Source organism: uncultured Rikenella sp., assembly GCF_948810725.1.
Taxonomy (GTDB): Bacteria; Bacteroidota; Bacteroidia; order Bacteroidales; family Rikenellaceae; genus Rikenella.
The window spans coordinates 88,929-101,290 of the sequence record NZ_CAQIVA010000005.1; the positions used below are offsets into that span (position 1 = coordinate 88,929).

Sequence of the window (12,362 nt, forward strand, 5' to 3'; positions counted from 1 at the left end):
GTGCCATAACATAAAATCGACTCATTATCAAACTCTTGCAATTTCACCCTTCGCCTCCGAATGTCTAATTTTTAGACACCCTCCGTCTATTTTTTAGACACCGCACCGCCTGTCGCAAATCCCTACTCCGTTTTGAACGCCTCCACCGGATTCGCCGTCGCCGCCCGCCAGCTCTGGATCGTCACCGTGGCTAAAGTAATGAAAAGCACGATAGCCAGCGACACCGCAAACACCCACCAGTAGACCGGCGTCCGGTAAGCAAACGTTCCCAGCCATTCACGCACCCCGTACCACGCCAGCGGAGCAGCCACCACGAAGCAGATCAACACCAACCGGACAAACGAGCGGTTGAACATCGCCAGAATCTCTGCAACGGTCGCCCCCATCACCTTCCGCACCCCGATCTCCTTCCGCCGGTACTGCGTCTCGAAGACCACCAGACCGAAGACCCCCGCCATCGAAATCACGATCGCCAACAGGCTGAAACCCGTAATCAGACTCCCGATCCGCCGTTCGTCGCGATACTGCGCCTCGACCGTCTCATCAAGAAAATGGACATCCACCACCGCATTCGGGTCCAGCGCCGCCACCACTCCGGCCATCCGCCCCAACACCGCCGTTCCGCCGCCCGCCCCGATCCGGACGTAGGCCGTCGGCAGATAACTCTGCTCCGTATTTCCGACATTCATCAGCGCAAACGGCCCCAGCGGCTTGTGCAGCGACTCGAAATTGACATCCTCCATAATCCCCACGACCTCGATCCCGCGCCCCGCCCCGACCTCCAGCCTGTCTCCCAACTCCAGCCCGTACTTCCGGCAAGCCGTCCGGTTGAAGATCGCCCGCGTTCCCGGCTCCGCCCGGTCGTCCTCTTCGACGAATCCCCGTCCCTCCGCGATGCGAATCCCCATCAGCTCCGTGAACTGCGACGTCACCTCCACATTACCGAACTCGACGACCTCGCCTCGGAACCACACCCCCAGGTTGTCGTAACAATCCCGAAACATCGGCGCCATCGACAAAGCCACCCCCTCCACCGCCGGATCGTTCTCCAGCTCATTGAAAAGACTCTGCCGGTCGGCGAAAATCTTTTTGCTCACCGGCATCTCGACCACCCCTCCGCGGTTCATCCCGATCGCCCGCGTAGCGAGGAAACTGTTCTGCAAATTCATGAACGCCGCACAGATAATCAACACCATCGAGACCGAGAACTGAAACCCCACCAGTACATTCCGCAACGTCCGTCCCTTCGGCGAGAGCCCGAAATTTCCCTTGACCGCCAGCGCCGGCGGAAACGACGTCGAATAGATCGCCGGATAGAGGCCCGCCGCCGCACCCGTCAACACCGCAATCGCCGCCCCGAGGAGCACCACACCGCCGTTGTCGCCCGGCAGCAGCGACGTCGCGAAATACGAGCCCAACGCCGACCGCCCGATATAAGCCACCACCCCCAGCGCCACAGCGTAGGCCACCGCCGCCGTCATCGCCGCCTCGGCGACCTGAGCCGCCCGCAACGCCGCCACCGACGACCCCAGAATCTTGCGCGTGTTGATATTCTTCATCCTCACCGGCGCGAGCGCCATCGAAAAATTCACGAAATTGATCCCCGCCACGGCAATCACCAGCACCGCGATCGCCAGCAGGATGCGCGTCGCCGTCCGACTCCCCTTCGGCGCCATATCGTGTACGATATCCGCGGCATAATAGATGTCCGCCAGCGGCATCAGCCGCCATTTCGCCTCCTCGCTCTTGTCCGGATAGTCGATCCGCCCGATCGCCCGCTCCACCTCTTCCGCCTCCCCGGTCGAAGCGAGTTGCAGATAGATCTGGTAATTGCTCCAGCTCCACAAGTTGCGTTCCGCCTCTCCGACCGGCAGGTAGATGATATTCGAAAAGATCGAATTACGCGGAAAATCGCGGTAGACCCCGCCGACCCTTACCGCCCGCCGCACCCCGATCGTCGAATCGGTCTCGGCCGGCGCCAGCAGCCTCCCCAACGCCGGTTCCGAACCGAAAAACTTGCGGGCCATACTCTCCGGAATGAGCGCCGCCCCCGGCTCGTCCAGCGCCGTCGCCGCATCGCCCTCCGCCATCCGCACGCCGAGCAGCGCCAGCCACTCATCCGACACCTCCCGCGTAGTCTCCTCATAGACCGTCCTATTTCCCTCCCGCTCCGCCACCACATTCAGCGTTCGTTCGCGTCCGTCCGCCACCGCCACCCGCTCGATCTGCGGCACCGCATCCCGAATCGCCTCCGCCAGCGGCAGCGGCAACGCAGGCGTGTACGATCCCGCCGGAATATTCTGTCGCGCCGACGAGACCTCCACCCGGAAAATCCGATCCGCCCCCGCATGGAACCGGTCGAAGCCATACTCGTAGTTCACCTGGATCAGAATGATGACGAAAGCCGCAAAAGCCGCCGCCAGACCCAACAAATTAAGCCCCGACGCCAGTTTGAACCGGCGGAGCGTCGTTATGAAATTCCGAAAAACCGTTTTCATTGCCTTCCTTGTGTTTAGTATGATTCACTCCCCCCGAAGCCTACTCCGTCTTGAACGCCTCCACCGGATTCGCCGTCGCCGCCCGCCAGCTCTGGATCGTCACCGTGGCTAAAGTAATGAAAAGCACGATAGCCAGCGACACCGCAAACACCCACCAGTAGACCGGCGTCCGGTAAGCAAACGTTCCCAGCCATTCACGCACCCCGTACCACGCCAGCGGAGCAGCCACCACGAAGCAGATCAACACCAACCGGACAAACGAGCGGTTGAACATCGCCAGAATCTCCGCCACCGTCGCCCCCATCACCTTGCGCACCCCGATCTCCTTCCGCCGGTACTGCGTCTCGAAGACCACCAGTCCGAAGACCCCCACCAACGAGAGTACCACAGCCAGCAGCGAGAAGACCGTAATCAGCGTCGTCACCTTCAACTCCTTCCGGTACAGCGCATCGAACACCGTGTCATAGAACTCAATATCGACCGGATAGAGCGGATCGAGCTCCGCCACCGTCCGTTTGATATGCGCCGCCCCCGCGAACGGATCTCCCTTGATTTTGATATACGCCACCGAAAGATCATACCACGCCTCCTTGCCGAACTGATAGAAACACATCGGCGCGATCTCATTTCTCAACGACGCGAAATTGAAATCCTTTACCACCCCGACGATCGGCACGAGATCGGACTGATGTCCGAACACCCGATTGTCGAGCGTCATATCGAACTCGCTCATCGCCGTCTGGTTGAAGATAAACGCCCCCGCCCGCAGGTCGTCCTCCTCCTCGAAGTCGCGCCCCTCGACCATCGGCAGCCCCATCACCCGGCAGAAATTCCACGACACCGGCAGACACGTAAAATGAATGCTCCGTCCGTCGGACAAACCCCGTCCCCACCGCATATACGTATCCGAGCACCCGACCCTCATCCCGGAAAAAGCGACATCCTCGATCGACGCATCCTCCTTAAGCCGATTGACCAGCGTATTTTTCATCTCCGATTTCGCCAAATCGCGGCTCAAATTCACGATAACGACCTGGTCATGATCCATCCCCGTATCCAAGCTCCGCATATAGCGATTCTGCAACTGCATGAACATCGCCGCCACGATCAGCCCCAAAGAGACCACGAACTGGAAGCCGATCAACGCCGTCCGCAGCTTACGACCCTTCGGCGAGAGACCGAACGAACCTTTCAACACCAGCGCCGGAGGGAACGAAGTGGTGTAGACCGCCGGATAGATCCCTGCCAGTATCCCGACACCCAGAGCTACCCCCAGCCCCAACCAGATCACTCCGCTATAGGTAGAGAACGAAATGCCTCCCGAAATCAATTCATTGAAACCGGTATCCCTCAACAGGTAGACCCACAACAGAGCCAGACAGAAGCCCAACAGGGCAATCCCCACCGACTCGAAGATCAGCTCCGCCCGCAGTGTCCCGACCGGAGAACCCAACACCTTCCGGGTATTGATGTTCTTGATCCGCAACGGAGTGAGCGAAGTAGCGAAATTGACGAAGTTCACAGCGGCGATACCGATCACCAACAGGGCGATCGACAACAATAACGTCATCGTCGTCCGGTTGCCCTTGGGCGCCGTGTCGTACCCCACCGTCTTATCGTAATAGACCTCCTCTATCGGTTGCAGGATAAAGTTCGGTTCTCCCGAAATCCAGTCCGGTTTCCCGAACGCAGCATACGCCTGCGTCATCTGCCGGGCCGCCGCCTCCGGATCGCTTTCCGGCCACAGCGTCACGAAACACCAGTAATTCTGAGCCCCCCAACTGTTTTTGTGTTCCTCCGGCGCTATTTTTTGTTTGATGCAATTGGGCACCGAGCTGTTCGCCGGGAAATCGCGATAAACCGCCCCCACCTCGACCGTACTCTTCTCTCCCATCTCGAACGTCACCAACTTGCCGATCGCCGACTCCGTCCCGAAGAACTTCCGGGCCATACTCTGCGGCAGGATCAGTTTCGTATGGTCGTCGAACGCCTCCCGCGTCCCCTCCGTCAGCTCGTAACCGAACACCTCGAAATCGTCCGGATAGATCGTCGTGTACGGCTCGATATAAGCCACCTTCGCCCCGTTGCGCTCCAGAGAGACATACCGATTATCCAGATAACACGGCCTCATCGTCCCCTGCGCGATCGCCGGCGAGCCCGCCAGCAGCACATCGATCATCGGACGCGCCAGAATCGCCTCGTGCATCGTGCTGTCCTTCACCTCCACCCGGTATACCTGCCGCGGATACCCCTTGTCGAACCCCCGTTCGTAGCTCACCTGCATCAGGATCACGATAAAAGCCCCGAAAGCCACGCTCAGCCCCACGATATTCAACCCGCAAGCCAGTTTGAACCGCTTGATCGTCACCAGAAAATTACGTAAAAACATCCCGTTCATCATTTTTTCATCCATTACCGTTCGTAAAAATTTCCCGCCCTACTCCGCCAGCAGCGGAATCCCCTTGTAATAGTCCACCAGTTTGCGCTTCGCCTGCCACGTGAGCTCGGCATTGAGCAGCGTCGCCCGCGCCTCGAGCAGCTGGTTCGACGTCGTCTGCAAATCCAACGCACTGAGCAGCCCCTCCTGATACTTGTACCGGGCCACCTTGTAGGCCAGCAGCCGCGCCTGCACCTGCTTTTCGGCCTGAATCCGTTCGGCATACGCCCCGTTCAGGTCCAGCACCGCCTGCTCCACCTCCACCGCAATGCGTCGCTGCGTTTCGATATGCGTCTGCTCCGTACTGCGGAGGTTGTTGCGCTGCCGGATCAGGTTGCTCGGCCGGCTCCACGCCGAGAAGATCGGCACGCTCAGACTCGCCGACACCGATTTCGACAAGTTATCCTTGAACTGTTTATGGAACGGCGTGGCATCGTGCTTCAGGTTTTTGAAATACGACGTTCCGATCCCCGCCGACGCCGACAGCGACGGGAAGAGCATCCCCTTCGCCGTCGAGAGGTCGAGCTTCGCCAGCCGGACATTCATCATCGACATCCGGGCGTCCGGCAGCATCGCCGTCGCCACACCCACGATTTCCGAGACCTCCGCCGTTTCGGACGCCGGTTCGGCATACCGGTAGGCCGTATCGATCCGGATCGTCTCCTCGGGCGGGAAATTCATCACCTCCTTGAGCTGTAGCTCCCTCGTGCGGGCATTGTTTTCGACCTTCGTCAGGTTGTACTCATCGGCCGCCAGCGACGCCTCCAGCTGCGCCACATCCGCCGCCCCGCGCAACCCGAGCTCCTTCATGTGCCGCCCCTGCCTCAGATTCTCACGCGAAGCCTCGACCTGCTCCCTGGCCAGCGTCCGCGTGCGCAGCGTGTACGTATAGTTGAAATAAGCCGTCAGGGTCTCCAGCGCCACATTGTCCTCCGTCTGTTTCTGCTGTTCCTCCCCTCGGAGCTTCGCAATCTTCCCCGCCCGCGTGTTGTTGAGCAGCTGCAACCCGTTGAAGACCGTGATTCCGGCATTCACCCCATAGCTGTTATTCAACGTATTGACCGTCGTATAGGCATTTGTCGACGGGTCCACATTCCGTCCGAACCCGGCCGACAGTCCGACACTTCCGCTGAGCGACGGCAAGTGCCTGAGAATAGCCTCGTGATACGACACCTTCAGGTTGGCATTGGCCAGCTGCTGCCTCACCGCCCTCGGGCTGTTCTCGATCGCATACCGCATGCACTCCTGCAAGTTCCACACATGCAGCGAGTCGTTTTCCTGTCCGTAAACGCCCAGTATGCTCAACCCGCACACCCAGGCACATGTCATCCATTTTTTCATCTCGATACAATTCCGTTGTTTTCGGTTCGCGCGAATCGTCGCGCCCCGCACCATTTTTCCGCCCAGATAACCACACAGCGTGCCAAACCACTTAATTTACTATTTATCAACAAATTACAATTCACACCATTTTTCCCGAGTGTCTATTTTTTTGACACTCTTGTCTATTTTTTTGACAATCCTATCCTATCTTTGCCCTGCCAAACGTTCATAAAAGTATCCGGTGCGACGCCTCAGACAGAGAGCGACAAAAGAATGGAGGTAAAGGCTGATAGTGGAAATGCGCGAGCATTTCCCGTCCACGGGACGTGTGGCCCGCTTGGTCGACGCGTTCGCGTCATGGCGCGCGGCCGTTATTACTTCCCAGTTGCTCGCGTGCCGCCGCCTAAAGAAGCGATTCAACTATTTCGGCTTACCGCCGAAATAGAATGAATCGCGCAAGGCGCGCGAAAGAGAACTGCGAAAAGAGAATATAGGGTAGAGATAGCGTGCGAACAAAGAATGGCAACGATTGGGGATGAATTTGGTGCGGGTCGGAGCCAGCGTGGCCGGAAACGAGCCTCGCGAGGTTGCAGGCCTACGCCTGGGGTGGCTCCGGCCCGGGCGGCTCTGCGAGCCGCAGGAATCATTCCCCAAATAATTAAAACGCAGCACCCCATCTGTTTATTCCGAGAGGCAACGCAACTGAAGACCGTAAGCACGGTAGTGCACGCTGTTGGGGTTGAGACCCTGCGTGTTGAAACTCAAGTCCAGATCACGGTAATAGTCGCCCGAATCGACGAACGAGGACGACCAGCTGTATCCATCGTGGCCGACGTTGTGCAGCACCCCCAATTCTCCATAGCCCGAGTCGCGGAAGCCCGGGGCGGGGTCACGCGGCCTCGAACAACAGGCTGCCTCCGGCCCAAGCGAACAAGACCCGCATCACACGCCCCCCCGAGAACCCCATTTAGTTTATACCCACCCATACACCGACCGAAATATGAAAAAAGAGGGAACGATCATCGTCGTAGACGACAACCGCAGCATGCTGACCGCCGTCGAGATCCTGTTGAACGGCGTCTTCGAACGCGTAGTGACCCTCAGCAGCCCCACCCGCCTGCTGAACACCCTGCGCGAAGTACACCCCGACGTCCTGCTGCTCGACATGAACTTCAGCTCCGGGATCAACAGCGGCAACGAAGGCCTCTACTGGCTATCGGAAGTCAAGAAAGCCTCCCCCGACATCGAAGTCGTCCTCTTCACCGCCTACGCCGACATCGACCTCGCCGTGAAAGCCATGCAACGCGGCGCCACCGACTTCGTCGTGAAACCGTGGAACAACGCCAAACTCGTCACCACCCTCCGTAACGCCCTCGCCCTGCGCCGTTCCCGCTCCGAAGCCAAACAACTCGGCGACATCAAACGCTCCTTCTCCACCGACAGCACCGCCGAGAACGCCATGTTCTGGGGCACCTCCTCCGCCATGAAACGGCTCCGCTCCATGGTCGAGAAAGTCGCCGCCACCGACGCCAACATCCTGATCACCGGCGAGAACGGCACCGGGAAAGAGATGCTCGCCCGCGAACTCCACCGCCTATCGAACCGCCGGGACGAACTGATCGTCCCCGTCGACCTCGGCGCCATCCCCGAGACCCTGTTCGAGAGCGAACTCTTCGGCTACGTCAAAGGCGCCTTCACCGACGCCCGCAGCGACCGCGCCGGCAAATTCGAAGCCGCCTCGAAAGGCACCCTCTTCCTCGACGAGATCGGCAACCTCCCCTACCACCAGCAAGCCAAACTGCTCACCGCCCTGCAAAGCCGGAGCATCGTCCGCGTCGGGAGCAACACCCCGATCCCCGTCGACATCCGCCTGATCTCCGCCACCAACCGCGACCTCGACCGGATGGTCGCCGACGGCAGCTTCCGCGAAGACCTCCTCTACCGGATCAACACCATCCACATCGAACTGCCCTCCCTCGCCGAACGCACCGAAGACATCGTCCCCCTGGCCGAAATCTTCCTGAAGCGCTACGCCACGAAATACAACAAGCCCTGCACCGGCTTCGACCCCCAGGCCCGGGAGAAACTGACCTCCCACACCTGGCCCGGCAACATCCGCGAGCTGCAACACACCGTCGAGAAAGCCGTGATTATGGCCGACACCGAATCGGTTACCGCCGACGAACTCCTGATCTCGCGTCGGGAAGGCGAAGAGCCCGGCCCCCGGCCCGCCACCTTCTCAACCCTCGAAGAGATGGAACGCTCCATGGTCACCGAAGCCCTCAAGCGCCACGAAGGCAACCTCTCCGCCGTCGCCGCCCAGTTAGGCGTCACCCGCCAGACCCTCTACAACAAACTGAAGAAATATAATTTGTGATCGCCGCGCCCGGACAGCCATGCCCCCTCCGGAGCGACTTTACGCGGGACGCCGATGTGCCCATGAACGGTACCTTCCCCTATTACTCCGACGGCGTAGCCGGTGAAAAATACACCAATGGGAACTTCAAAGCCACCAACGGCCGTCTCTACAAGGTAAGCACCTCGGGCGCGGGAACCCCGCTCGCCTGGTACCCCGCCCCGGGCTTCCGCGGTGCAGGCAATAATGGACGATTTGGCAATCTGATAGCCCCCGGTTTTTACGGATACAGTTGGGCTTCCACAGTCAACAAAACCAATAGCCTGTTCTTAAGCTTCGACACGAGAGGAATCACGACCAGTTACTCGGACTATCGTGCCCACGGTCTTCAGTTGCGGTGCCTCGCAGAATAAACAGAGCCCCTACCCGCAATAAAGACCGCAAATAAAAGCCGCCACCCCAGGCAACCGCCAATCTCTGCCTTAAACCGCCCGCCGCCCCCAACCATCATACCACACAGCACCATGTACAAAGAACTGACCGCGCGCCTCCTGCCCCTCCTACTTCTGCTCTCCGTCTCCTCGGCCGGCGCCATCGTCACCCTCCTCCACCGCCACTACCTCCTCAGCAGCTGCTGCGCCGGCGCCGTTCTCCTGCTGCTGATCGCCCTTCTGCGGCTCTACAGCCGCACCACCCGCAAACTCGTCTTCATGTTCCACTCCATCGAGAACGGCGACTACTCCTTCAAATTTTCCGAAACCGCCTCGCGCCGCAACAACATCCTGATCAACCAATCCCTCAACCGCATCCACTCCCTGCTGACCAAAGCCCGCGACGAGACCATCGAACAGGAGAAATACTACCAACTGATCCTCGAAAGCGTCACCACCGGCATCCTCATCATCAACGACCGCGGCCACATCACCCAGACCAACCGCGAAGCCCTCCGCCTGCTCGGCATCCAGACCCTGACCCACATCAAGCAGCTCGGGCGGCTCGACGAACAATTCCCCGCCCTGCTCCGCGACATCGTCGCCGGCGAGAGCCGCCAGCTCACCTGCCGTTCCGAGCGCGGCTCCGTCACCTTCTCCGTCCACGCCTCCTCCATCGTCCGGCGCGGCGAGCCCCTCAAGATCCTCGCCCTGACCGACATCGAGAACGAACTCTCCGACCGCGAAATCGAGTCCTGGATCCGCCTGATCCGCGTACTGACCCACGAGATCATGAACTCCATCAACCCCATCACCTCGATCAGCGACTCCCTCGTCGAACGCATCGGCCCCGCCGACGACTCCGAGCTCCACCGCGGCCTCGCCACGATCAGCCAGACCGGCAAGAACCTGATCTCCTTCGTCGAATCCTACCGGAAATTCACCCGCCTGCCCACCCCGAGCCCCACCCTGTTTTACGTGAAAGAGTTCGTCGAGAACCTCTGCGCCCTCACCTCCGCCACCGTTCCCGAAGGAGCCCGCCCCGTCGAGATCGGCATCTCCGTCGAGCCCGAAGACCTGATCCTCTACGCCGACCGGAGCATGATCAGCCAGGTCGCCATCAACCTCCTGAAAAACGCCATCGAAGCGACCCTCGACGTCGCCCAGCCCCGGATCGACCTGACCGCCACCGTCGACAGCCGCGAACAGGTGATCATCACCATCGCGAACAACGGCCCGAGCATCCCGCCCGAAGTCGCCGACCAGATCTTCATCCCGTTCTTTACGACCAAGAACGGCGGTTCGGGCGTCGGCCTGAGCCTCTCGCGCCAGATCATGCGCCTGCACGGCGGCACCCTTCAGTATCGCCCCGGCCCGAACGGCACCGGTTCGATCTTCACCCTGACCTTCCGATAAAAACTTTTGCTGAAAAAAAAAGATGTCCCCCCAGAATCCCCCCTTGGAATCCGCCCGCCTGCTCCTGCGTCCCTGGCAGCTTTCGGATGCCCCGGCCCTCTTCCGCCACGCCCACAGCGCACGCGTCGGCCCCCGCGCCGGCTGGCCCCCGCACACCTCCGAAGCCATGAGCCGCGAAATCATCCGCACCCTCTTCAGCGAGCCCGAGACCTACGCCGTCGTACTGAAAAGCCTCGACGAACCGATCGGCTGCATCGGTCTGGTACCCCGCCGCCACGAGCACTACGGATCGATCGCCCCCGACCAGCGGGAAATAGGCTATTGGCTCGGCGAAGCACACTGGGGCAACGGCTACATTCCGGAAGCCGTCGAGCTACTCGCCGCCCGCTACACAGCCCTGTCCGATATCTCCGCCCTGTGGATCACCACCCGCGCAGACAACCTCAACTCCCAGCGCGTCGCCCTCAAGTGCGGTTTCGTCCGCCAGCCCTCCTTCACCGACATCGACGGACACCTCAACGAGCTGTTTTTTAGAGACCTGGAAAGATAAACCCGCCCCTCTCATACAAAGCAGACGCGCCTACAGCTTCTTCCCATACGCCAAATCGCCCGGATCGCCGATCCCCGGCACGATATACGACTTGACCGTCATCTCCTCGTCCACCGCCGCCGTCCAGAGCGTGACATGCTCCATCGGGAAATGCTTCCGGACATACTCGACCCCATCCGCCGACGAGATCACCGAGGCCAGATGCGTATGCGCCGGCACCCCACCCTTTTCAATCAGGGCATAATAGGCCAGTTCGATCGACGCCCCCGTCGCCAGCATCGGATCGACCACGATCAACACCTTTCCTTCGAGACTCGGCGTCGTGACCTGCTCCAGAACGACCTTCATCGTCCCGTCCTTGCTATACTTTCGGAACGCCGACACGAACGCATTCGACGCATCGTCGAACACATTGAGGAATCCGTTGTGCATCGGCACCCCCGCCCTGAGGATCGACGCAATGACGACCTCATCCGCCGGCACCATGACCTCCGCCTCGCCCAACGGCGTCACGACCGTTTCGGCCCTGTAGTTGAGCGTTTTGCTGATTTCGTAGGCCATCACCTCTCCCGTGCGTTCGAGATTCCGTCTGAAACGCATCGGATCCCGCTGCGTGACCTCATCGCGCAACTGCGCCACGTAGCGCGACAAAATCGTATTTTCCTGATTCAATACCTTAATCATATCCGTTTTGTTTTTGAACTTCCCCCTTCTCCCCGCCCCGATTTTCCCGGTTTCCGGACAATCGTTGCGCTCTCCGTGTAATGATTTACAAATATAAACTTTCCGAGCAACAAAACAACTCCGCCGTCCGTAAAAATGCCCTTTCCCCCCGCCCCGGGCTTCCGCGACGCGGGCAGCAATGGACGATTGGGAGATCTGATGGGCATCGGAAATGACGGATTCAGCTATTCGTCGTCGGTGGAGGACAGCAACAGGGTGTGCTTGTACTTCTATACGCAACGCCTCGATGCCAGCTACTTAGGCTATCGTGCCTACGGTCTTCAGTTGCGTTGCCTCTCGGAATAAACGGGGACGCGCGGCACTCGAAAGCTGGCTGGAGCTACCCTGAATAATCCGGCACTCTCTACAATTGTGCCCCTGCGGCTCTTTGAGCCGCGCAGTTCGCCGCCACCCCAGGCGTAGGCCTGCAACGTCGCGATGCTCGTTTCCGGCCACGCTGGCTCCGACCCTTAATATTCACTCTCGACGAAAGTGGGTCGGACGCCCGGGAGGTACGGCAACTTTCGACGCGCAAGCGGCGTGTTGCGGGCCGAGCGTGGCGGGAGGCTTCGGCCGCGCGACCCGTTGGGTCGCAAAAGCAACACCCCCATTCACCCCTTGACCAACA

General features: G+C 60.0%; 10 protein-coding genes. 5 read left to right on the top strand and 5 right to left on the bottom strand.

From position 1 onward, the window contains the following. Nucleotides 1-122 precede the first annotated feature (122 nt). The 4 genes from Q9S52_RS03780 to Q9S52_RS03795 form a co-directional block, all read right to left on the bottom strand. Nucleotides 123-2,498 carry an ABC transporter permease gene (locus Q9S52_RS03780; RefSeq protein ID WP_304708208.1) on the bottom strand — a complete coding sequence of 792 codons (2,376 nt, stop codon included), beginning with the start codon at nt 2,496-2,498 and terminating at the stop codon, nt 123-125. A 40-nt stretch (nt 2,499-2,538) separates the two neighbouring features. Beyond that, on the bottom strand, nt 2,539-4,887 hold the full coding sequence (locus tag Q9S52_RS03785) for an ABC transporter permease (protein ID WP_304708209.1): 2,349 nt from the start codon (nt 4,885-4,887) through the stop codon (nt 2,539-2,541). Between the two features lie 48 nt (nt 4,888-4,935). Continuing rightward, nucleotides 4,936-6,276 (bottom strand): TolC family protein, encoded by a 1,341-nt coding sequence (locus Q9S52_RS03790; protein ID WP_300727909.1) that lies wholly within the window; start codon nt 6,274-6,276, stop codon nt 4,936-4,938. A gap of 663 nt (nt 6,277-6,939) precedes the next feature. Continuing rightward, the gene (locus Q9S52_RS03795) at nt 6,940-7,104 is read right to left on the bottom strand and encodes a hypothetical protein (RefSeq protein WP_304708210.1); all 165 of its coding nucleotides are present in this window, start codon (nt 7,102-7,104) and stop codon (nt 6,940-6,942) included. A gap of 154 nt (nt 7,105-7,258) precedes the next feature. Here Q9S52_RS03795 and Q9S52_RS03800 point away from each other — a divergent pair, with 154 nt between their 5' ends. The 4 genes from Q9S52_RS03800 to Q9S52_RS03815 all read left to right on the top strand — a co-directional run bounded on the left by Q9S52_RS03800 (nt 7,259) and on the right by Q9S52_RS03815 (nt 11,011). Beyond that, on the top strand, nt 7,259-8,635 hold the full coding sequence (locus tag Q9S52_RS03800; protein WP_294592765.1) for a sigma-54 dependent transcriptional regulator: 1,377 nt from the start codon (nt 7,259-7,261) through the stop codon (nt 8,633-8,635). 62 nt (nt 8,636-8,697) lie between these two features. Beyond that, entirely contained in the window at nt 8,698-9,027 is a 330-nt protein-coding gene (locus Q9S52_RS03805) for a hypothetical protein (protein ID WP_304708211.1), read from the top strand. A 111-nt stretch (nt 9,028-9,138) separates the two neighbouring features. Next, nucleotides 9,139-10,461: a PAS domain-containing sensor histidine kinase gene (locus Q9S52_RS03810; protein WP_297628808.1), complete on the top strand. Its 1,323-nt coding sequence runs from the start codon at nt 9,139-9,141 to the stop codon at nt 10,459-10,461. A 22-nt stretch (nt 10,462-10,483) separates the two neighbouring features. Then, nucleotides 10,484-11,011 carry a GNAT family N-acetyltransferase gene (locus tag Q9S52_RS03815; RefSeq protein ID WP_304708212.1) on the top strand — a complete coding sequence of 176 codons (528 nt, stop codon included), beginning with the start codon at nt 10,484-10,486 and terminating at the stop codon, nt 11,009-11,011. A 30-nt stretch (nt 11,012-11,041) separates the two neighbouring features. On the opposite strand, the gene upp is transcribed toward Q9S52_RS03815, so the two are convergent. Next, nucleotides 11,042-11,695: a uracil phosphoribosyltransferase gene (upp, locus tag Q9S52_RS03820; RefSeq protein ID WP_297831348.1), complete on the bottom strand. Its 654-nt coding sequence runs from the start codon at nt 11,693-11,695 to the stop codon at nt 11,042-11,044. Nucleotides 11,696-11,830: 135 nt separating this feature from the next. Between upp and Q9S52_RS03825 the strand changes: the two genes are divergently transcribed. Beyond that, on the top strand, nt 11,831-12,040 hold the full coding sequence (locus Q9S52_RS03825; protein ID WP_304708213.1) for a hypothetical protein: 210 nt from the start codon (nt 11,831-11,833) through the stop codon (nt 12,038-12,040). The last annotated feature ends 322 nt before the right edge of the window (nt 12,041-12,362 follow it).